Genomic DNA, 21,788 nt, shown 5'->3' with positions numbered 1-21,788 from the left:
TTGATGATATTCTACACGCCAATGCCCCGATCGCAGAGTGCCTCAGATGCTGTTGCTAGGAACGGACAGCTTCGACCGGCTCCGGCCTCTTTCGCCAAAAGCACATCAAAAGCATGGCCAACGTCACCGCCGTGCACAGCCACGCGAACCAATCGCCGTATTTCACATAGAAGGTCTGCGAGCCGTCGCTCTTTGAAACACTCCATACACGCGTAGCCTCTTGGTATGTCGGAGCTTCATCGAGTACCCGGCCGCGTTCGTTTATGTAAGCCGTGATGCCGACATTCGTTACGCGTATGACCGGACGGTTCGTCTCGACGGCACGAAAGACCGCATTCGCAAGATGCTGCCGAAGCACAGGCGTCGGGCCGAGATAACCGTCATTTGTCATCTCTATAAGGACATCGGCACCGTTAAGTACGAATTGCCGCGAAAGTGCGCCGAAGTGCGACTCAAAGCAGATCATTATGCCGGCCTTGGCGTCCCCGACCGGTACAAGATCGTGATCGCGGCCGTATGCGAAATTTCCTACAAAGCCTCGCAGTATCCCTTCAAGTGGCGGCGGCACACTTTCGCCGAACGGCAGCAGATATATCTTGTTATATTGTGCTGCCTTGAGGCCGTCCGGGCCAACGAGAACGGCCGAGTTGTAATATTGCGTGCCGTTAGGCTCGGGCTCCGCTGAATTGAACAGGACGCTCACATTGTTCTCGCGGGCGAAATCACCTATGAACCGCCGAAATTCACGATCATCGGTGTACATAAAGTTCATCGGCGATTCGGGCAAAACAACGATCTTCGGCTTCTTCGCGTAAATTTCGCGGTAGAACTCCGCATCGCTCTCATCATAGATATTATCCAACATTCCCAAATCGTTAGCTTCATACCGGGCAAGATCCTTCTCGAAGGCTGATCTTGAACTCTCGATCTGTTTGTCGCGAAATAATTCGAACTTTGATTGATCTAGGCCGCTCATCGGCACATTTGGTTGGACGGCTATTATGAAAGTATCCCCGTTAGGGAACCTTCCGTAGGAAAAGTTCGGCACTATCGTAACGATCCATACGAAAAAGGAAAATACCGTAGGCACAAGCAAGATCGCCAACAGAGTTCTGATATTCCTGATCCTAAATACCTTCGACGCTTTTCCGTAGTCACCCAAGACGTGTAAAAAAAGGAAAACAACCCCGATTATTGGGAAAAGATATGTGGTACTGCTTAGTTCAATCGCTGAATTCGGGTCAGATCGTTCTATAACATCGTCCGACTTGACAGTCTCAGTCGATAACCCGAGAGTCACTATGTCACTTTCATCTATGACGGGAATCGTTTCGCGACTTTGTTGAATGTTACGAACCTTCCTTCTCGCCAAAAAAACACTCGCAAAGAGTAAATTGAAAACTAGAATTGAGAACCCAACTAAATACACTCCCCCGACTTGAGCCGGCAATAAACCCTGCTCTGTAAACCATGTAAATGCCTGCGAATATCCAACCGCATTCCAATTATTTCCGGTCAGCCAGTAGCGCAGAAATTCAGTAAATACCCATAGGAACGGAGCCGCGAGGTATGCCCGATCACCGAAGCGTCGCACCAGCAGCGATAGAATTCCGGCAAACAATGCCGGAAACAGCCCGACGAGCAGACACACGCAAAGCAGCAAAAAGTACGCCAGCCACACCGGAAAGCCCGCGTAGTGTATCGGAGCATAGGTCAGCCACCAGCACGAGCCGAAGAAAAACAGCGTCCCGAACAGCCAACCCGTTAGGAACGAAGCGGGTGCCGATGCTTTCTCACGCTCAACAGCGTACATCAGCGGCACAAGCGCGAACCATGCTAAGTACCATTGATCAAAATCCGGGAACGCAAGGATAAGCAGACCCGCGCCGGCGATCGCCATCAGCGCGCTTTGCCACGAAGGAAGAAACCGTCGGCGAGGTGCCTGAAACACCTCAATATATTAACATCAACGGCGCGTCCGCACCGTAATTTCACCGCTCAAATGCTATATCACCGTCGCAGACCGTTCATTCTGACCGTAATCGTTCATTTAGAAACAAAATTTGTCACTCCGGACTGCCGCGATCTGTCATCACGGCACGAACAGCGAGCTAAATACGGTCAACTTGAACGCATCACTGTCCGCACCTTTCCACACGTTCACTCAAACTGAACGAAAATGCCGCAGAACCGCCTTTTTATCAATAAATGCAAGTAAAGTAAGGCAGGCCCGGCCGTTTAGATCGGCCGAGCCTGTAAAGGAAGGACAACTGAAGGAACGCTCGGAAGGTGTACAAGCACAGTGGCAAACCGCGCTCGGAGTAGTGGTGGCGGCGGGGTCTTGATGACTGTCATCAAGCTAGCCACCCTCTACTTAGCACTTAGCGTGCCAAAGTTCTGCAAGATCGTTGGAAAATTATTTAGAGATACTCTACCAGAGGGCTAACTCCTTATGGAATAAGCGATTTTACCATGTGAAATTTTTTGGAATTCCTCCGGATTATAACTAGATGATACCTTCCGCCGCATACCAATTACTCATTTCGAGCATCTTTCTGACAGTCTTTGTAATGCGATGGCATCCGGATCTTCAGAATTGATGTCGAGTGCCGATGCGGTATAGTTCTTTGCCTGAAGACAATCGCCTTTCTCGACATAGATCTTGCCTAGCGCGACATGTGCCTCGATCATACGATTGTCCCAGAAGATCGATGTCTTGAACGACGATATCGCCTGTTCGAGGTCGCCGCGTCGCAGGTGGATCTTGCCGAGCAACAGATAACTCTCTGCCGACATTGGTTCGCTCGCGAGGATGCGGCGCAGCGTCGCCATTGCATCATCGTCCTGTCCGGCTTTGACTTGTGCACGTGCGGTCGTAAGCAGATCGTCGGTCTCGGTGACCTGCGCCTTTGCCGCGGCGGCACCATAGCTTCGGCTCATTATGACGCTTACAAAATCCTTTCTCAGCGGCACCTCAACACGCAACGCGAGATTGGCTATCGTCTTTGAGCGTTGCCATTCGCGTTCGAGAGTAGCATAGCGGTTATTCGCCGTCAGATATTTGCGGGCCTCATTGTCCATATCCTTGGCAAGCGGGTCTTTGATCGCCTCTAACGCCTTGGACAACATAAAGTAAGCCTCGCCGTCGCGCGGTGCGGCAGAGATCGCCTGCCGAAATTCAGGCGCCGCATCTGCCATATTTCCGGCCAGAAACAGTGCTGCTGCGTAGTTGAAATGTATGTTCGCATCATCAGGCGTTGAGTCCGCGGCCCTTTTCAGCAGTTCGAGTCCTTCGGTTTGAAGAGCGGCGGCCTTGCCTGGGTTCTTTTTCTCGGTACGCGAAGCCTGTATCGCGATCGCCCCGAGTGCGTTATAAATGCTCGTCAGCTTGAGATCGTCGGCGAGCGGCCGCAGCGTTGCCAAAGCAGATTCATAATTACCCTGCTGCCACTGCAAAATACCGATATAAAAAGACGCTTCGGCATACATCTCGTCGCGGCAATTCGGAGCCTTGCTTTCCTGTTTGGCCCTGTCCACGCAGCGATTATGAGCGGTAATGACCTGCTCGAAAGCGTCGATCGCCTCGTTGACCTTTCGGCGGCCCATATTTATATGGCCAAGTTCGAGATCGGCCTCGCTGTAAACGCCGCCCGATGTCGCCTCGCTGTAAAGACGCACCGCGTTGCGGAAGTAATTCTCACGCACATCGATCTGTGATATCGGCGTTAAAAGGCCTTTTGTATATGCCTCGAATGCACGCGCGGGCACCTTTGTCGCCGCGGTTATCATATCGTTCTGTGAGTACGGCAATGATTTATCGCGTTGATAAAGTATCTGATATGCGATCTGCCCTTGGATGGTCTGAAGGTTGCCCAAGGCATCACTGACCCTGATATCCCGTGTAACACGGCTTCCGTCGGGCATTTCCTCGCTCAAAAAACGGCCCTCATTCACACGCACGACCTTTGCCGTAACGATGATGGCGGCGGCCATATCATTCGGCGATGGTTCAACATTATATTGGCCTGAGATAAGGATCGTTGCGTTCGCTTCGCGGGCGAGTTTCAGCGACGTCGCAAGGCTCGGCAAAGCCGTGAGAGGTATTCGCAGCCGCTGCTGGATAAGTTTACGCTCTTCATTCGTAACAACATTAAGGCCCGGCACCCGCAGAAGGTCGCTGAGCGAATCCGCAAAGCTCTCGCCCACCCAATTAAATTCCGAACGCGACGACGTGTTCTCGAACGGCAGCACTAATGCGACATCCGTCTGCGCCCGTGCGCCGGCAGCGACAACGAGCAGTAAGGTCAGGCACAATAACGAGCGTTGCAACATCAGCTTCTCCTAAAACAAAAATTCGCTTCGGTTCCGAAGCGAATCCATCGTGTTCATTTGATGCAGAACACACAGGCTAAGATGGTATCCGGTACGGGATTTGAACCCGTGTTGCCGCCGTGAAAGGGCGGTGTCCTAACCCCTAGACGAACCGGACATAATTATCTGCCCGCCCCAGAAGGCGAACGATAAGAATATCGGACGTAAAATTCGTTGTCAACCATCGCGCACAGTGAGCGGTCCATTCTGCCGCCGCGGATAATTTCTGCTAAAATCGCCATAAATGAAACGTGTCTTCTTGATCGATGCGATGTCGCATATTTACAGGGCATTCTTTGCTCCTATGGGAATGCGTCAAGACCCTTTACGCAACAGCAAGGGCGAGGTAACGCAAGCTGTATTCGTATTCACGAACATGCTCCGCAAGCTCATTAATGATGAAAAACCCGAATACATCGCCGCTGTTTGGGATACGGAAGAACCTACATTCCGCCACCAATCGTATGCTGACTATAAGGCGAACCGCGAGGCTATGCCTGAAGACCTCGCCGCTCAATTGCCTTACATCGAACGGGTTTGCGAGGCTTTCGGCGTTCCCATTTTGAAGATGGACGGCTACGAGGCCGACGACATCATCGGCACATTGGCACGGAAAGCAGCGACGAAAAAGATGCAGGCCGTTATCGTGTCGAACGATAAGGACCTTTGCCAACTCGTACGCGATCCTTACATCATCGCCATGCGGAATAATGCCGCGAACATTCGCCGCAAGGTTCCCGTGCCGCCGGTCGAGTGGTGCGATGAGGCTTGGGTCTTGAATAAGTTCGGCGTGCCGCCGGACAAGGTCATTGACCTGCTCGGTTTGATGGGCGATGCGGTCGATAATATTCCCGGTGCTCCGGGCATCGGGCCGAAAGGAGCCGTCGAACTCGTGCTCGAATTTGGCTCGGCAGAAGCCGCGATAGCGAACGCCGATCAGATCAAACGCAAGACATACCGTGAGAGCCTGCAGAACAATGCGGAACAGGTCCGCCGATCGCTCGAACTCGCGACCATCCATTGCGAGGTGCCGATCGAACTTGACCTCGACACCCTCGCATATAAAGGGCCGGATAGGCCAAAGGCTCATCAGCTTTTCAGTGAGCTTGAGTTTCGCACGCTTACAAAAGAATTTGCGGACGGCACGGCACAACCTTCGTCAGTTTCGAGCGGCCTGTTTGACAGCCTTCCGGCGGCTGAAAGCATTACGACGCATTACGGGTTGATCGATGACGAACCGGCGGCTGAAAAACTGATACGCAGGCTGTTCGAGGCCGAGTTTTACAGTTTCAGCATCAACGAGCCTGCGGACAGCGGCCAAACAAGCTGCTACGGCAAGGCCGCGCCGCTCGGCATCGCCATAGGTCTCGGCAGCGGCGAGGCGTTCTATATTGATATTTTAAATTTTAAGGACGGCAGCGCCGTCGCGCAGCGATTCATAAGCGATATTTTTACAAATAAATATCTCCGCGCGGCGACGTTCGATAAAAAGCTGGCGATAGGTTCGCTGCTTGCACTCGGTATCGAATCTGTCGCGATCAACGATGACATACTCATCGCCGGCTACCTTCTTGACGCTTCAAGAGCGAGTTATTCGATAGGCCTTCTCGCACAGGCGTACGCCGAAACCGACATTTCCGCGACGATACCTGACGGCTGGGACAAGCGTGCATTTCGATCGGCGGAGGCGGCCGACCTGACCGCACGTCTTTTGCCGATCATGCGGCACAAGCTGCGTGAACTCGACCTAGAAAAGCTGTATCTCGACATTGAGATGCCTCTGATACCCGTGCTGGCGGATATCGAGCTTGCGGGAATGAAGGTTGATGCCGAAAGCCTAACAAAGTTCTCCGAAACAGTAAGCACCGACCTCGCAGAACTCAGCAAGAAGATATTCGCCATCGCCGGCCGCGAATTCAATATCGGTTCGCCAAAGCAGGTCGGCGAGGTGTTCGGCGAGTTGAATATCGAGACGGGCCGAAAGACGGCGACGGGCCAGATCTCGACAAGCCACGAGGTACTGGCCGAACTCGCGCAAACCTACGAGATCGCACAACTCGTGATCGACTACCGCGAGATGGACAAGCTGCGTGCGACATACGCCGATGCTCTGCCCAAACTGATAGCCGACGACGGCCGCATACACGGCACACTTAATCAGACGGTTGCCGCGACGGGGCGTTTATCATCCACCGAGCCGAACCTGCAGAACATCCCGGTACGCACCGAACTCGGACGCGAGATCAGGCGTGCGTTCATACCCGAAACCGGCTGCAGGCTTATATCTGCGGACTATTCACAGCTTGAACTGCGCATACTCGCACACATCACGCGCGACGAGCGGATGCTGGAAGCCTTTAAGAATAACGAGGACATACACGCGCAGACGGCGCGGCTCGTATTTGGTGCAAAGGACGAAAAGGACCTGAAAGAGAAGCGCCGTCTTGCCAAGATAGTCAATTTCGGTATCGCGTACGCCGTCGAGGCGTACGGACTTTCGACGCGCGTAGGCATCAGCCGTACCGAGGCCCGCAAGGTGATCGACGACTATTTCGCTACTTATAAAGGCATACGTGCCTATATGGATCGCACGCCTGATGAGGCACGCGAAAAGGGCTATGTAACGTCGATCTTTGGCCGCCGCCGCTACTTTCCGGGCATAAACGACCGTAATTTCACTGTCCGCTCACGTGCCGAGCGTGAAGCGATAAATATGCCGATGCAGGGCACCGCAAGCGATATCGTAAAGATAGCGATGATCCGTGTCGCCGACGCATTAAAAGATGCCGGCCTGAGCACGCGTATGATAATGCAGGTGCACGACGAACTGCTCTTCGAAGCTCCTGAAGCCGAGGTCGCCGCCGCCTGCGACATCGTAAAGCGCGAGATGGAATCAGCCGCCACGCTCGACGTACCGCTCGTCGTCGAGATCGGCTCCGGCACGAACTGGATGGACACGAAGTAGCGCGTAAGATAAAACGACACGATCCGCGTTCTTTTCCTCGATGGTCATATTTCCAACCGCCGTCGCTCCTTCAGCCTGATCTTTTCAACAAAAAACGAGACTGCCTTTTCAGACAGCCTCTTTGCAAAGCAGGACGTTTGGCCTATCGACTATTCGGCGACCGCCATTTCCTTTTCTTTGGCTTTCTTTTCGCGTTTTATGCCGCCGATCTGGACCGGGCTGTCGGCCTTCAGATTGTTCTTCTCCATGATCATCTTGTTATAGAGTTTGCGCATCATCTGCATCTCTTCGGCCGCCGTCTTCGGGCCGTCCATCGTCGGCTTGTTCGGGCGAGTCATATCGACCTCGTTGAGCGTCAGGCCGTGCTCCGTGGAGTCAAGGTCAACGTGCTTGCCGCGTGCGAACACTTCGTGACGGCCGTGGTCCTTATACCACTGTGCGACGGTCGCGTTCTGGTGCATATTCTCGATGATGTTGCGCCAGCCGATACCTGTGTTGTATGCACAGAACGAGATCTCGCCCTCCTGCGTGCCGTACGGGATGATGCACATCTCGGTGCGGCGGAAATCGTAGTTGAACAGGTCCTGGAACCACATTCCTGCAATAAAGAGGAAGTTCCACGGATCTTGACGGCGTTTCTCGACGTCCTCGATCGTGCGGTCGGGGCCGACCTTGCCGTAGTCCTTGCCCGACAGGCCGAACGACTTGTCGAACTTCTTGAGGATGGCGCCAAGCGTCAGGCTCGGCGGTGCACCGTACGGATCGTAGTTCTTCAAAAGTGCGAGGCCCATCATGATGTTCGAGAACCACTTGCCGCGGTTCGTATCGCTGATGTGCTGCATATCCGTAACAAGCCCGCGGATGTCAAGGAACTGCGGAACGGGAGCCATTTCCTTTGTTTCCTTATTGACCATCATTGCCGTACCGACACCGCAGTTCGGATGGCAGCCGCACGAGACCTGCCCCCAATTGGCTTCCTGGCCGTGAACGACGTCCGCAAAATCAGCGAACGCACCCATAAGGCTGAGCGGGAACCAATCACGCGTCGGCTCGGTAACGCCGAGCTGCTTTTTGACATCGTGTGCCATGTGCGAGAGCGTGTAACGCTGCTGCAGCCGGCGGCGCTCAGTGATCAGCTCATCACGGCCGGTGAACGATACGGGCTGGAATGCGATGAACGAGATCTTTTTAGGATTCTCAAGAGCAAAGCGGATGATCGAACCGACCTGATCGTTATTGATGTGGTTGACAAGTGTCGTTACCAAAATGATATCAACGCCCGCTTCATGCAGGTTGTTGATCGCACGAAGCTTCACATCAAAAAGGTTGCCGATCTGACGGTGCGAGTTGGCATCGTTGCCGATACCGTCGAACTGCAGATATACGAAGCGAAGGCCTGCTTCGGCGGCCTCGCGGCAGAATTCCTTAGACTTAGCGAACTCGATGCCGTTGGTCGCCGCCTGAACCGAATTGTAGCCTACCTTGCGTGCGTACTTGATCGCATCGATAAAGTGCGGGCTGAGCGTCGGCTCGCCGCCCGAGTACTGTACCGACATCTGGCGGCGCGGCTTGATCTGGATCGCGTTGTCAAGGATCTCGGTAACGTCCTCCATCGAAAGTTCGTGGACAAAGCCGACCTGATTGGCATCCATAAAGCACGGGTCGCACATCATGTTGCAGCGGTTCGTGAGGTCGATCGTGAGAACCGCGCCGCGGCCGTACTTGACCGACGACGAGCCGTGGTTGTGCAGCTTCTCATCATTATGAGCGTCGATATCCCGGCCCGGGAAGAGCGATTCGACATGCTTTAGGAACTCAGCATCGATCGCCATCATATCTTCAAAGTGGCCATGCTTCGGACAATCCTTGATCATCCACACTTCGCCGTTGCGCTCGATGATCTGTGCCTTGATCTCGCCGACCTTTTCATTTACCAGCATCGCAACATCTTCTTTGCCGCTTAGGATCGACTCACGCGCCTCGATCACGCAGTTCGGGCAAAGCGAATCCGTCTGACGCGGGAAGCCGAGGATCGGCTTTGTCTTCTGCCACGACTTCAAGATCGGCTTATCCGACCATTTCGGTATGAATGACGGATTGGGTTTGAACTGGTTCACGGATTTGACGGCTCGAAAGACGCCGCCGGCGATGTAGGTCAAGCCTTTCTCAAGGTGTTTTACTGGTCTCATAATTTCTCCAAATATGTAATGCGATCACTGCTGAAGCCGATCTCTCGACTCATTACGCCAATTTTTTGATGATCAAGCAGGCGCGGATTTAGTCGGTATACTGGAGGCAAACTGTATGCCACATTGGCCGATCGGGATAAAGATATTTAACCTCTTTATGATCAATAAGTTACGTTATCACAAGATACGCCTCGCCGCAACCTTGCCGTATCATTCTGATACGCACTGCCAATTGATCGCCAACGATTTGTCTAATTGACACATCTCGGAGAGAAAATATAACAAGCATCAATCAGTAACGCGGTTAAAAAAATATTTTAAGCACTTGTGCGCGCATAAGCAGGCCAAATGCTAAAGCATGCCGATTTTCAATGGTCAATATATTGTAGGCATTTATCGAATTTTCATATTTCTTTTCCATATATTGTATGTACCAAAATCATAAGCGCAGAGCTGACCTTTCACATCATCATCTGGCTCGGAACTGTTGCAAATAAAAATTTTAGAAATATTTAAATATGCTCTTTACAAAGCGATATTTCTTATGCTAATGTTTCAAACACTTCATGCAGACGCTTCAAGCAGTTCCGTTTGTTTGGAGGATTTAAGTACGACAATCAAGATATTTTAGCAGCGATCTTCTAAAGGGATCGAACAGGCAAACCTCGGTTGCTATGACGATCAAGTTCGGAACATCCGGCTGGCGGGCGATAATCGCAGACGAGTTCACATTTGATAATGCGCGGCTCGTCACGCGTTCGATCTGTGGATATTTGAAAACTCATCAAAGCAACGATACTACGCTCGTGATCGGCAATGATTCCCGGTTCATGGGTGAAAAATTTGCCGATGTCGCCGCCGAGATCGCCGCGGATTATGGTTTTACCGCACTAAGATGTACGGGCGAGACGCCGACTCCCGCGATCTCACACGCGATACGCTCGCAGAAAGCGGCAGGCGGTATAAATTTCACGGCTTCGCACAATCCGCCCGAGTTCCAGGGCATAAAGTTCTCGACAGCGGACGGAGCACCGGCACTGCCTGAAGTTACCAAAGTGATCGAGCAGTACATTGCCGACGGCATCGAAGCCGAACGTGCAAGCGGCGGCTCGATCACCGAATACGATGCCCGTGAGGCCTATTTGAATGACGTTGCCGCGAAAGTAAGGCTCGATACGATCGCCGACGCAGGCGGCTCGTACGCATACGACCCGCTATGGGGAACCGGACGCGGTTATCTCGATAAGGAACTGCGTGACCGCGGCCTTACCGTTGAGACAATTCACGATTGGCGCGATGTTACATTCGGCGGCCGTGCCCCCGAACCCGGCGGCGACCATTTGGATGAGCTTCGCGCGGAAGTCGCAAAGAATGGGGCAAAGCTCGGCCTCGCGACCGACGGTGACTCTGACCGGTTCGGCGTGATCGACAGTAACGGCGATTTTATTACGCCGAATCGGCTGATCGCATTATTGACGGATTATTTGGCCGAAAGCCGCGGTTGGACGAACGGTGTTGCCCGCAGCGTTGCAACGTCGCATCAGGTAGATCGCGTTGCGGCCGCACGAGGCTTGAAATTGTACCAAACGCCGGTCGGCTTCAAGTACATCGGCGAATTGATAAATAAGGATGAGATCATCCTTGGCGGCGAGGAATCCGCGGGCCTGTCGATACGCGGCCATTATCCTGAAAAGGACGGCATTCTGGCGTGCCTTTTAGCGGCTGAGGCTGTCGCGGCACGGCAAGCAAGCCTTACCGAGCAGTTGGAAGAGCTTTTCCGCCGCGACGGCAAACTCGAGTCCGGCAGGATCGGCGTCAAGCTGACCGATGACGTAGCAGCGGCACTCCACAAAAAACTTGCTCTCGAGCCGAGCGACATCGGCGGAAGACGGGTCGATCAGATCGACCGCACGGACGGCGTGAAGTTCTTGTTTGATAACAGTGCGTGGATACTTATGAGGCCTTCGGGTACGGAACCGCTGGTCAGGATCTACGCAGAAAGTGAAAGTAAAGATGATGTCGAGGCTTTGCTCGACGCCGGAAAGAAGTATTTGTTGGGCTAGCAGATGCGATCGAATCGAAGCAAAAGTAAGAGAACATCGAGCGTCAGACGCTCACCTGCGTGGGCGGCAATATTGATCGCAACAGCGATCACAGTGATGCTCAGCCTGACGATCAACTATAAAGCGTATTCCCGAATGAGGCGGGAATTGACCGAGAACGACCAATTATCGCAGCGTCTCGAAGCATTAAAGGACGAGAATTTGCAGCTTCAGGATGAGATACATGAATTGAGAACGAACCCGAAGGTGATAGAACGCCAAGCCGCAAAGCTCGGCATCGACCTTGGGATAAGAAAAGTTCCCGTACCGGCTAATTGATATAGCGGAGACGTCAGTAAGACGGTACACACCACGCCAATGAAATAACTGCCTTTTGCCTACTACTCCGCGTGGCCTACAGCAAATCCTATCTGTTGATCGCGGCTGTGAGTTTCCAGAACTCACAGCCGCACTTCCCTTTTTGGGGTAAAATCAAATATCTGCCGATCGCTGCAGCCTTCCGAACATTAGTCCGAATATGAGTTTATCGACCGCACAAAAATCCAACTGGCCGATCGTTGCTCTCGCAACCTTCTCACTGATCGTAAGCAACGGCCTCGCCATCGGCGGGCTTCCGCCCTTTTATAAGCCGATGCGCGATGAGCTGACAGCAGCCGGCGTGATCGCCGCGGCCGGTGCGGAAAGCTTTATAGCTAATTGTGCGAACATAACATTTATTACGTCGGGCGTGTTTTCACTGCTCGGCGGTTGGCTGTCGCTCCGATTTCGCCTGCGCCCGCTGATGGCCGCAGGCTGTGTGCTGTTGGGCGGCGGTATGCTGCTCCACGCTTGGGCCGCGGCGCCCTTTGCCATTTATTCGGCAAGGGCTTTGATGGGGGCATCGCTCGGCTTTATCGGTGTCGCTCCTTGTGTGGTGCTGATCTCGCGTTGGTTCGACAGCGGACGAGGCACGGCTCTCGGTGTGGCATTGATGGGTACGAGCATCGGCGGAACGGTGATACCGCCGCTCGCTTCACCGCTGATAGCAAATTTCGGCTGGCGTATTGCCCTCGCGGGCTTGAGTATCGTGATCTGGCTCGTATTGCTGCCGCTGATCTTACTTGTCGTACGAGAGCCGGAACGTGATCACACTGAACCAAAAACGCACGGCTCGCAGGATGGAATGACGTTGGCCGAAGCCTTGCGAAAGCCGACAGCGTGGGTCTTCGGCCTTTGCGCGGCGCTTGTTTTTTACCCTATTTTTGTTACGAGCCAGCAGTTCATTTTGTATCTTCAGACACCGCAGATCGGTGTGAGTGCGGCGGCCGCATCGTGGACACAATCGCTCCTGTTCGCCGTCAGCATCGGCGGCAAGGTGCTCGCGGGCCTGACAAGTGACCGTACGGCTCCTTCTAAAGTGATGGCCGTATGCGCGGCGATAATGTTTGCGGCATCGCTTGTGCTTCTGCAATTGAATTCTGCCAACTTCTTGTTCTTTTTGGTACCGTTCGCTCTCGGATACGGCGGGACCTTCGTGCTTCTTCAAAGGCTCGGCAGTGAGCTTTTCGGCAAGCGCGACATCGGCCGCATACTCGGAGCGGTAACTCTCGTTGAGGTGTTCGGGGCGGCTGTCGGCGGGCGTGTTACAGGCTACCTTGCTGACAAGAACGGCGGAGATTACACCTTTGCGTTTTACGGCGTAACGGTGGCGGCGGGCCTTGCATTTGTCTGTGCACTTATAATTGCAATGGCAGACCGACGCTCTGCCGCTGCTTAACGCTGCAAATATTCAGCTGGAAGCTATTTCTTCAGAAGCTCGAGAGTTTTTTTCGCCGTCTCGATATCCTTTATATCGGGGTATTTATCAACCACGATGGATAGATACGCGACGGCGTCGGAGCGCAGCTTCTCCGGTGCGTATTTTTTCTTTTCTCGCTCCGACCTCAGATCGACCTTTTGTTTGCCTTTATTCTCGGAGAGATAGTAGCTGCTCATACCCGCCATATAAATGAACTCGCCGATGCCTGAAAACTCAGGATAGGTAGCGTATGTTTCTTCAAAGCGCAGCAGCACCTGCTTGTAAGCCTGCTTGGCGGGAGTGAAAGCCTGACGCGCGACATCGAGATTATGTTTGGCATCTGCCTCCATCGCAGCGTCGAGGGTCGGCGTAATATTACGCTGAGCCGATGCGGACGCCGCAAAGACGCAGGCCATCAACACAAATTGTACGATCAAAAACCTCATCATTGCTTTTGATGCAGAACCGCAATGCATCGTTTTCCGCCGAACTTCAATGTCCTAACGGTACTTTCCGATTATCGCATCGAGCCGCGCCGCTGTTTCCGCAGGCCAGCTTTCCGGCGGCGTAAAGACAGCGTTTTTGATGGCATCGGCAAATTGGTTCGGTGTTTGTTTCTCTGCGACACGCTTTACGGCATCCTTGAGCACAAGTTGTGCATTGCGGACATTCTTGCCGAGCGTCTCTATGACCATTTCGGCAGTAACGTCGTCGTGGCCCTCGTACCAGCAATCGTAATCAGTAACGAGCGCAAGCGTCGCGTAGGCGATCTCAGCCTCTCGGGCAAGTTTGGCTTCCTGCAGGTTTGTCATCCCGATTATGTCCATTCCCCACAGGCGATAGACGTTCGACTCGGCCTTGGTCGAGAACGCAGGGCCTTCCATACAGAGATAAGTGCCGCCGCGGTGTGTTTTGACACCGGCCTGTTTGCAGGAAGCTTCGAGAATATCGCCAAGCTCACCGCATACGGGATGAGCGAAAGTAACATGGCCGACAATGCCATCGCCAAAGAATGTTGACTCGCGCCCGCGCGAACGGGTCCGGTCAAAGAATTGGTCAGGAATAACAAAATCCGTCGGAGCATATTGCTCCTGCAGGCTGCCTACCGCTGAGACCGATAAGATGTACTCAACGCCGAGCAGCTTCATCGCATAGATATTCGCCCGGAAGGGCAACTCGGAGGGCGTCAGTCGGTGGCCTCGTCCATGCCTTGGCAGAAACGCCACCGTGACGCCGTTGAGTTCACCGAATATGAAAGCATCAGACGGCGCGCCGAACGGCGTTTCGATGAACTGTTCGCGGACATTTTCGAGCTCCGGCATTTGGTAAAGCCCGCTGCCGCCGATGATGCCTATCTTTGCTGTTTCCATGTGTCTAAAGGTGTCTAAAGAGAAAAATAAAGGGCGGTTGCCCGCCCTTTCCAGATCTAAGAACTATTTTTTCTTCGGGGCTTCCGGCTTCTTTACCTCAGGCTTCGCATTCGCGGCTGGTTTGGCCGCGGGCTTGTCCTTCTGATCCGGGCCGCCGGGAGCGTTCTGCGGCATTTGCTGCGGCTGTTGCTGCTGCTTACGGATCTGATCGAGTTCTTCCTGCGTCAGTTCCGGCACCGTAAAGTCGTCCGGCACATGAACGCCGTTCGAGGCAACTATATCGTCGATAAGTTTCTCTTGCTTTTCGCCCTCAAGCTTGCCAAGTACATACTGTTTTACCGGCATCTCGCGGCCTGTCGGATCACTCGGATCCTTATAGCCGGTCGATATCAGTATATGCCGCACATCGTAGCTCTCATTCTTATCCTTTGACGAGGGATCGACGCTGAGCTTCCGTTCCAGCTTTACAATATGATAGCCGAAGTCGGTCTCAACGAGGTCCGGTGCGATCTGGCCTTCCTGAAGCGCGAGGGCCGCCGCTTCGAACGGAGCGACCATCCTTCCCTTCTGCACATCTTTATAAAGGCCGCCCTGTCCTTTGCCGTCGGGGCCTTTATTGCCGGGATCTTCGCTGAACTCATTTGCAAGCTCGGCGAAATCCTCGCCCGCTTTAGCCCGGTCAAGGATACTCTGGGCTTTCGCTTTTTTCTCGGAAGGATTCAGCTCAGGATGCGCATCGATATATGACTGAACCTCGTCATCGGAAACCTTGAGCTTGTCCTCAAGTGTCTCCGAATATTGCCGTGCAAGGAACTGAGCCTGCTGAAGCTTTACTTGCAGCGCCGTGGTCGCAACAAAGTTCTTATCGAGTTCGCCCGCAGCGGCCTTTGTTTCGAATTCGTTCCGATAGATGCGGATCTTTGCAAAAAGGTCTTTCGCCTGGCTCTTTTCATCATCCGAAATGACCCTGTCGGCCATGTCCGGATTGCCTTTCTTCAGCATATCGATCTTTGCGTTGAGAAAGTCGTTGAACTCGTCCTCGTGCGAACGTGTTTCGCGGTCAGGAGATCCGCCGCCTAGCTTTTCTTTCAGGGTCGCAAAAAATCCTTTGGGAGCATCGGCCGGAGCACCTTCCTCCCAATACTGGCGGATCTGATCTTCCGTGATAAAGCCGAACGGCGGCATCGGGCCTTTGTCCTTATTGATCTCACGATCATAGCTGACCGCTTCGATCTCGGCCTTAATGCTCAAAAGCTCCTGCCGATTCGTACCGGTATCCGCCATGCCTTCTTTCTTCGCCTGGCTCGCGAACGCGAACAACTGGCGGAAGCTGTCAAGCTGCTGCTTTTTCAGCTCAGGTTCCTGTGTGAAACGCTGCAATATCTGCGGATTGGTCTTTGCGGCATTCGCAAGCAGGAGTTCGATCTCTTCCTTGGAAATGCCATTGAACATCTCGGTCGAATGGCCTGCAATGGTCTTCTTCCAAACGGTGAGGCCGAGGCCGACCACGAGTATCGCGGCTACCAAAATGAGGCCTTTTGTTAAATTACTCAAAGCACTGAGTCCTCTCTACTAAAATATCTGCCTTTTCGACAAACGGTAATCATACCGTAAAACGATCGACAGTTCCTAATCAATTTGACCGATACCGGCTATTTATTCTTTGTCTGAACAAGCTCAAGCAGGACACCGTTCGCAGCCGACGGATGGACAAACGCCACGAGGCAGCCTTCCGCGCCGATCCGAGGCTCGTTATCGATAAGCCTCATGCCCTTGGCTCTGAGCTTTGCGAGAACTTCTTTGATATCTTCAACCGCAACCGCAATGTGATGAAGCCCACCGCCGCGTTTTTCAAGAAATTTGGATATCGGCGAATCGTCGCTCGTCGGTTCCAGCAACTCCACTCGGCTCTCGCCGATGGGCAGCATTGCAACGCGCACCTTTTGATCCTCAACGATCTCGGTATGAGTATTCTCAAGTCCGAGAGCTCCTTCCCAAAACCGTAGTGCGTCCTCGATACCTTTTGTTGCAATACCTAAATGATCGATCTTCATCTTTGTGAACCTAAATTAGCCGCTCCGCTTCGCCAAAAGTTCCTCGACCGCCGTATAAGGATCGGTCTCTCGGGCAGCAACGCTTTTCGACAGGAGGCCGAGGGCATCTTCGGCGCCATTCTGTGCCAGCAGATCCGTCAAAAGACGTTCACGCAGCAATTCGAGCAGGCGCCAACGGGCGACCGCCTCTTTACGGCCGGCGGAACCGTCGTTGTGTGCCGTCGCCGCGAATTCAACATACTTAGCAGCAGCAGCAGCAAGCTCTTCGATACCTTCGCCCTGAGTGGCAACTGTGCGGACTATCGGCGGTTTCCATTTGTCGGGACGGTGAGCGATGGCAAGTAATGCCTCAAGTTCCTTCTGCGTGCGGACGACGCCGTCACGATCCGCCTTGTTGATTACAAAAACGTCGCCGATCTCCATTATTCCGGCCTTTATAGCCTGTATGTCGTCACCCATACCCGGAACAAGCACGACCACCGAAACATCCGCAGTCTTTACGATCTCAACCTCGTCCTGGCCGACGCCGACCGTCTCGACAATGATCTTCTGGTAGCCGGCGGCATCAAGTATAGCGACGGCATCGACCGTTGAACGCGAAAGACCGCCGAGGTTGCCGCGCGTCGCCATCGAACGGATAAAAATATTCTTATCCAAGCCGAGAGCACTCATGCGTATGCGGTCGCCGAGTATCGCACCGCCCGAAAACGGACTCGACGGATCGATACAAACGATGCCGACCCTCTCACCGCGATCTTTATAAAAAAGTGCAAGTTTATCGACAAGCGACGACTTCCCGGCACCCGGCGAGCCGGTGATACCGATGATACGAGCCTTTCCGGTGTGCGGAAAGACCTGTTTCATCAACTCTCCGGCATCAGGACCTCCGTTCTCGACGACCGAGACAGCGCGCGCGGTCGTCAATACATCGCCTGCGAGGAGTTTTTTAATGTCGATCTCTCTGCTCATCGTCAAACGCCGATTTTCGCATTTATTCGCGGGAAAGCAAAAAGAGGCCGCCTTACGCGGGCAGCCTCCGATCTATCGATCAACGAATATGCCTATTTGCCGGGATCGTCTGCCGATGGGCCGTACATCGACGGCACAGGGATATCGTTAAGCCGCAAATACACCGACAATTGCCCGCGATGATGGATGATGTGATTCATCACGAGAGTCCTAACCACGGCGACCTTTGGCAGCGTGAGATAGACCTCTTCGCCATTTCGCATCGTCCAATTGGTCAGAAATGTCTCGTCGGAGGTTTCGGCAATAATTGATCTGGCATTTGCGATATGATCGTCAAAGAACGTAAGCAGTTCTTCGTTTGTTTTCGGCTCGAACGGTGTTAGATCCATAGTTGCAAAATCGAGAACATCGCTCTTGCACACTTCTTTGGTCCAGCCGAACATCTCGGCAACGTGAACCGCCAAACGCCCCATTGTCATCGACTTTTCATGCGGTTTCCAATCAAACTTCTCGGCAGGGACACGTTCCAGAACAGCTCTTGTTACTTTCGCCTCATTCTCTAATTCGCCTAAGAAGGCAGTCGCCAGACGCCCCCTACTCATTTCCGCTGAACTCATAAGATATTTCTCCTCAACCCAAAATTAGAATCGAAGCATAGCACGGCCGTTGCAACGATGCAACGCATTTCTCGGTTCAAATCGTACACATAAACGAAGTGCAAAATGGCTTGCATATCGGCACGAACTTTTGACCATCAACTTATAAAACGGCTTTTAGCAGATTCTTCGCGATCACGATTCGTTGGATCTCGGACGTGCCTTCGCCGATGGTGCATAGCTTTGCGTCGCGCCAATATTTTTCCGCCGGATAATCCTTTGTATAGCCGTAGCCGCCGTGTATCTGAACCGATTCCTCGGCGACCCGAACGGCAGTTTCCGAGGCGTAAAGTTTTGCCATCGCGGACCTTTGCGTAACAGGCTGCTTGGCATCCTTGGTCGCAGCGGCTTGCAGCGTTAACAGCCGTGCACACTCGATCTGCGTCGCCATGTCGGCGAGCTTGAATTGGATCGCCTGGAACTCCGCGATCGCCTTGCCGAACTGCTGCCGTTCCTTTGCATATCTGACAGCCGCTTCGTATGCACCCTGTGCGATGCCGACCGACAGAGCCGCTATCGAGATGCGGCCGCCGTCGAGCACCTGCATCGCCTGCTTAAAGCCTTCGCCCTCGTTACCCAACAAATTGTCCTCAGGGACAAGACAATCCTCGAAAACTACCGACGCAGTTTCCGAGGCACGCATCCCGAGCTTGTTCTCTTTCTTATCACCGCGAAAGCCCACCATCGAACGGTCAAATATGAACGCCGAAATACCGTGATTTCCCTTTTCCTTGTCAGTAACGGCGACCGCAACCAGCGTGCTGCACGAAAGGGCGTGCGTAATGAAATTCTTTGAGCCGTTGACCAGCCATCCGTTGTCAGTACGGAGTGCGGTCGTGCGTGTGCCGGCCGAGTCCGAGCCGGCCTGCGATTCGGTCAGGCCCCATGCGCCAAAGCTTTCACCGCGAGCGAGCGGTACGAGGTACTTCTGCTTCTGCTCCTCGCTGCCGAACATATAAATGTGATTCGTGCAAAGCGAGTTGTGGGCGGCGACCGATAAGCCGACCGAACCGCAGACGCGGCCGATCTCTTCGATGATCGTCGCGTACTCGACATAGCCCATGCCCGCACCGCCGTATTCTTCGGGTACAACGACGCCAAGCAGCCCGAGATCTGCAAGGCCGGGCCGCAGTTCCATCGGAAAATGCTGGGCCTCATCCCATTCCATCACATGCGGTTTGATCTCACTTTCCGCAAATTCACGTACGCTGTATTTTATCTGCCGTTGTTCGTCCGAAAGCTCAAAATTCATATCATTCTCAATAATGCGTAGTTATATTAGCATAACTAAGAGTTTTGAGCCTAGTTTTGTTGTACAATGTCGGTATGAACGCGAACTTCCTTACCACAGATGACCAGGTGAGAGACCTGCTTTCAAACTCAAAGACCATCGCTGTCCTCGGCATCAAGCCTGACTCGCACGAAGCACAGCCGGCAAACTATGTTCCGAAGTATATGATGGATCACGGTTACGAGATCGTGCCTGTGCCTGTTTACTACCCGGAAGTAAGCGAGATACTCGGCAAAAAGGTCTATCGCGACCTGAACGACATCCCCGGCGAGATCGATATACTGAACGTCTTCCGCCGCAGCGATGACATCACTAAACACACGCTCGATATCCTTTCGAAAAAGCCGAAAGCTGTTTGGTTCCAGTTGGGAATACGAAATGACGACGTGGCCGAGCGTCTGGCAGATGCCGGGATCAAGGTCGTACAGGACCTCTGCATCATGGTCGAACACAAGGCTTTGATTGGTCTTGTTTAGGCGTGGCTGACAGTTAACCTGATCTAGCCAATTAACGGTTCTCGGAAATACAACAGAAAGCAAAGAGTTGCTGATGCCAAGAGTGTCGGGAGTGTATCCTACGTGCCTTTTCCGGGATGACACTGCGGAAACCCACAGCAGCAAGCGTCCCAAATGCCGTGCCGGGTAGAGCCTATTATTTTCGAGAGCGGGAAGAGGGATTCGGCGCACCAGCAAAAACGGACGCGACCTCGATGTCTGAAAGTTGTCTCGAACCGCCTACGACAATGCCGTCAAGCGTCAAAGGGCCGATGGCGATCCGTTTGAGTTTGACGACAGAGTGCCCGACCGCATCGAACATCTTTCGTATCTGCTGGTTATGGCCCTCATAAAGCGTAACCTCGTACCAGCCGTTCTTTTCAGTGGAGTTAAGTTCGCGGATCTCGGCCGGTGCGGTCTTAAAGCCATCCTCGAGGAGGATGCCGCGACGCAATTTGTTTATCGCATTACTGTTCGGCAGGCCCTTTACCTTGACCTCGTAGATCTTCGGAATTGTCCGCGAAGATGCGACGCGGTCAGTGAATGCACCATCGTTCGTCAAAATGATCAGGCCTTCAGAATTGAAGTCGAGCCGCCCGACCGGATGGAGCTTTCCCTTCCCTTTTACCAGATCCGTGACCAACGTGCGGCCTTCGGGGTCGCGTACACTCGAAAGCACACCTTTCGGCTTATTCAAAAGAACGTAGATATTCCTTTTTGCCGCAAGCCTTGAGTTAATAAGACGCCCCCGAACCTTTATGTGATCGGCTGCCGGATCGGCCTTGGTACCGAGTTCAGTGATCGTGTTGCCGTTGACGGTCACGAGGCCTTCGAGAATAAGTTTCTCGGCCGCGCGCCGCGAAGCAACGCCGGCCTGCGAGATCAGTTTCTGCAAACGCTCTTTCATCGTACGCCTCGGCTCTATTCTTCGTCGTCGGTGGAGTTGTCTTCTATGATCGCCGCTTCAAGCTCATCGTAATCTGCCGTGCCGGCCTCCGGTTCTTCCGCCGGTGTTACCTCGACCGAGGCTCCCGCAAAGTCTTCGAAGTCCTCGATATTCGGCAGTTCGCTCAGATCCTTCAGACCGAACTGGATCAGAAAGTCTTTCGATGTTCCATACTGTATCGGCTTTCCGACCGTCTCCTTTCGCCCTTTTGCAACGATCAAGCGTTTGTCGAGCAAGGTCTTTATCGCCGATGCCGATTGCACACCGCGTATCTCAAGTATCTCGGGCACTGTTACCGGCTGTTTGTAGGCGATAACCGCAAGCGTTTCGAGCGATGCCATAGAGAGTTTGGCGCTTGGCCTTGTCTTTAAGAAAAGTCGGACATCCTCATGCAGTTCGGTTCTGGTTGCGATCTGATAGCCGCCGGCGATCTCGCGTATTTGAAGGCCGCTGCCGCGTTCCGCAAGGTCGGCTGCCAATTGTTCAACGGCAGCTCGGATCGCATCCCTTTCTTCGCCGAGGACCTCAGCCAGCAGCTTTGCCGTTACCGGCTCGTCCGCAACGAATATCAGCGCTTCGACAACGGCCACGAGATCGGAGGTCGAGCGTGAGGTTTTCTGTTCTGCGGCTTGTTCCATAGAAA

17 protein-coding genes and 1 tRNA gene are annotated in these 21,788 nt (G+C 53.4%); 5 read left to right on the top strand and 13 right to left on the bottom strand.

What is annotated here, in order from left to right; translation table 11 throughout:
• Positions 1-55: 55 nt before the first annotated feature.
• The 3 genes from lnt to HS105_03410 form a co-directional block, all read right to left on the bottom strand.
• Positions 56-1,900, bottom strand: a complete 1,845-nt coding sequence (gene lnt, locus HS105_03420; GenBank protein ID MBE7515648.1) for an apolipoprotein N-acyltransferase — start codon at positions 1,898-1,900, stop codon at positions 56-58.
• Between the two features lie 638 nt (positions 1,901-2,538).
• Positions 2,539-4,332: a tetratricopeptide repeat protein gene (locus HS105_03415; GenBank protein ID MBE7515647.1), complete on the bottom strand. Its 1,794-nt coding sequence runs from the start codon at positions 4,330-4,332 to the stop codon at positions 2,539-2,541.
• Positions 4,333-4,414: 82 nt separating this feature from the next.
• A tRNA-Glu gene (locus HS105_03410) sits at positions 4,415-4,489 on the bottom strand.
• 126 nt (positions 4,490-4,615) lie between these two features.
• Between HS105_03410 and polA the strand changes: the two genes are divergently transcribed.
• Positions 4,616-7,336, top strand: coding sequence for a DNA polymerase I (gene polA, locus HS105_03405; GenBank protein ID MBE7515646.1), 2,721 nt, complete (start codon positions 4,616-4,618; stop codon positions 7,334-7,336).
• A gap of 149 nt (positions 7,337-7,485) precedes the next feature.
• Here polA and HS105_03400 read toward each other — a convergent pair whose 3' ends face one another.
• The gene (locus HS105_03400) at positions 7,486-9,525 is read right to left on the bottom strand and encodes a radical SAM protein (protein ID MBE7515645.1); all 2,040 of its coding nucleotides are present in this window, start codon (positions 9,523-9,525) and stop codon (positions 7,486-7,488) included.
• Positions 9,526-10,199: 674 nt separating this feature from the next.
• Between HS105_03400 and HS105_03395 the strand changes: the two genes are divergently transcribed.
• The 3 genes from HS105_03395 (at position 10,200) to HS105_03385 (ending at position 13,344) form a co-directional block, all read left to right on the top strand.
• Positions 10,200-11,588, top strand: coding sequence for a phosphoglucomutase/phosphomannomutase family protein (locus tag HS105_03395; protein ID MBE7515644.1), 1,389 nt, complete (start codon positions 10,200-10,202; stop codon positions 11,586-11,588).
• A 3-nt stretch (positions 11,589-11,591) separates the two neighbouring features.
• Entirely contained in the window at positions 11,592-11,906 is a 315-nt protein-coding gene (locus HS105_03390; GenBank protein ID MBE7515643.1) for a hypothetical protein, read from the top strand.
• Between the two features lie 199 nt (positions 11,907-12,105).
• On the top strand, positions 12,106-13,344 hold the full coding sequence (locus tag HS105_03385; protein ID MBE7515642.1) for an MFS transporter: 1,239 nt from the start codon (positions 12,106-12,108) through the stop codon (positions 13,342-13,344).
• A gap of 23 nt (positions 13,345-13,367) precedes the next feature.
• Here the strand turns inward: HS105_03385 and HS105_03380 are convergent, their stop codons facing one another.
• The 7 genes from HS105_03380 to HS105_03350 all read right to left on the bottom strand — a co-directional run bounded on the left by HS105_03380 (position 13,368) and on the right by HS105_03350 (position 19,666).
• Positions 13,368-13,814, bottom strand: coding sequence for a hypothetical protein (locus tag HS105_03380; protein MBE7515641.1), 447 nt, complete (start codon positions 13,812-13,814; stop codon positions 13,368-13,370).
• 51 nt (positions 13,815-13,865) lie between these two features.
• On the bottom strand, positions 13,866-14,735 hold the full coding sequence (mtnP, locus tag HS105_03375; GenBank protein MBE7515640.1) for an S-methyl-5'-thioadenosine phosphorylase: 870 nt from the start codon (positions 14,733-14,735) through the stop codon (positions 13,866-13,868).
• A 63-nt stretch (positions 14,736-14,798) separates the two neighbouring features.
• Complete coding sequence (locus tag HS105_03370; protein ID MBE7515639.1) at positions 14,799-16,289, bottom strand: peptidylprolyl isomerase; 1,491 nt, start codon at positions 16,287-16,289, stop codon at positions 14,799-14,801.
• A 98-nt stretch (positions 16,290-16,387) separates the two neighbouring features.
• A complete protein-coding gene (gene mce, locus HS105_03365; GenBank protein ID MBE7515638.1) occupies positions 16,388-16,789 on the bottom strand; it encodes a methylmalonyl-CoA epimerase in 402 nt (133 codons plus the stop codon).
• Between the two features lie 15 nt (positions 16,790-16,804).
• Complete coding sequence (gene meaB / locus HS105_03360; GenBank protein MBE7515637.1) at positions 16,805-17,758, bottom strand: methylmalonyl Co-A mutase-associated GTPase MeaB; 954 nt, start codon at positions 17,756-17,758, stop codon at positions 16,805-16,807.
• A gap of 92 nt (positions 17,759-17,850) precedes the next feature.
• Entirely contained in the window at positions 17,851-18,360 is a 510-nt protein-coding gene (locus HS105_03355; protein MBE7515636.1) for a damage-inducible protein DinB, read from the bottom strand.
• A 157-nt stretch (positions 18,361-18,517) separates the two neighbouring features.
• Complete coding sequence (locus HS105_03350) at positions 18,518-19,666, bottom strand: acyl-CoA dehydrogenase family protein (GenBank protein ID MBE7515635.1); 1,149 nt, start codon at positions 19,664-19,666, stop codon at positions 18,518-18,520.
• Between the two features lie 74 nt (positions 19,667-19,740).
• Here HS105_03350 and HS105_03345 point away from each other — a divergent pair, with 74 nt between their 5' ends.
• A complete protein-coding gene (locus HS105_03345; protein ID MBE7515634.1) occupies positions 19,741-20,181 on the top strand; it encodes a CoA-binding protein in 441 nt (146 codons plus the stop codon).
• 175 nt (positions 20,182-20,356) lie between these two features.
• On the opposite strand, the gene HS105_03340 is transcribed toward HS105_03345, so the two are convergent.
• Positions 20,357-21,106 (bottom strand): rRNA pseudouridine synthase, encoded by a 750-nt coding sequence (locus HS105_03340; protein ID MBE7515633.1) that lies wholly within the window; start codon positions 21,104-21,106, stop codon positions 20,357-20,359.
• 14 nt (positions 21,107-21,120) lie between these two features.
• Positions 21,121-21,783 (bottom strand): SMC-Scp complex subunit ScpB, encoded by a 663-nt coding sequence (gene scpB / locus HS105_03335; protein MBE7515632.1) that lies wholly within the window; start codon positions 21,781-21,783, stop codon positions 21,121-21,123.
• Positions 21,784-21,788: the final 5 nt, after the last annotated feature.

Origin of the sequence: Chloracidobacterium sp. (assembly GCA_015075585.1) — a bacterium.
Taxonomy (GTDB): Bacteria; Acidobacteriota; Blastocatellia; order Pyrinomonadales; family Pyrinomonadaceae; genus OLB17.
Note: the sequence above shows the minus strand (reverse complement) of the source record. Positions and strands in the feature narration are given on the sequence as shown.

Bases quoted from the DNA above. Each gene is read 5' to 3' on its own strand.
- lnt (MBE7515648.1), bottom strand. From the start codon at position 1,900: ATGGCGATCGCCGGCGCGGGTCTGCTTATCCTTGCGTTCCCGGATTTT.
- HS105_03415 (MBE7515647.1), bottom strand. From the start codon at position 4,332: ATGTTGCAACGCTCGTTATTGTGCCTGACCTTACTGCTCGTTGTCGCT.
- polA (MBE7515646.1), top strand. From the start codon at position 4,616: ATGAAACGTGTCTTCTTGATCGATGCGATGTCGCATATTTACAGGGCA.
- HS105_03400 (MBE7515645.1), bottom strand. From the start codon at position 9,525: ATGAGACCAGTAAAACACCTTGAGAAAGGCTTGACCTACATCGCCGGC.
- HS105_03395 (MBE7515644.1), top strand. From the start codon at position 10,200: ATGACGATCAAGTTCGGAACATCCGGCTGGCGGGCGATAATCGCAGAC.
- HS105_03390 (MBE7515643.1), top strand. From the start codon at position 11,592: ATGCGATCGAATCGAAGCAAAAGTAAGAGAACATCGAGCGTCAGACGC.
- HS105_03385 (MBE7515642.1), top strand. From the start codon at position 12,106: ATGAGTTTATCGACCGCACAAAAATCCAACTGGCCGATCGTTGCTCTC.
- HS105_03380 (MBE7515641.1), bottom strand. From the start codon at position 13,814: ATGATGAGGTTTTTGATCGTACAATTTGTGTTGATGGCCTGCGTCTTT.
- mtnP (MBE7515640.1), bottom strand. From the start codon at position 14,735: ATGGAAACAGCAAAGATAGGCATCATCGGCGGCAGCGGGCTTTACCAA.
- mce (MBE7515638.1), bottom strand. From the start codon at position 16,789: ATGAAGATCGATCATTTAGGTATTGCAACAAAAGGTATCGAGGACGCA.
- meaB (MBE7515637.1), bottom strand. From the start codon at position 17,758: ATGAGCAGAGAGATCGACATTAAAAAACTCCTCGCAGGCGATGTATTG.
- HS105_03355 (MBE7515636.1), bottom strand. From the start codon at position 18,360: ATGAGTAGGGGGCGTCTGGCGACTGCCTTCTTAGGCGAATTAGAGAAT.
- HS105_03350 (MBE7515635.1), bottom strand. From the start codon at position 19,666: ATGAATTTTGAGCTTTCGGACGAACAACGGCAGATAAAATACAGCGTA.
- HS105_03345 (MBE7515634.1), top strand. From the start codon at position 19,741: ATGAACGCGAACTTCCTTACCACAGATGACCAGGTGAGAGACCTGCTT.
- HS105_03340 (MBE7515633.1), bottom strand. From the start codon at position 21,106: ATGAAAGAGCGTTTGCAGAAACTGATCTCGCAGGCCGGCGTTGCTTCG.
- scpB (MBE7515632.1), bottom strand. From the start codon at position 21,783: ATGGAACAAGCCGCAGAACAGAAAACCTCACGCTCGACCTCCGATCTC.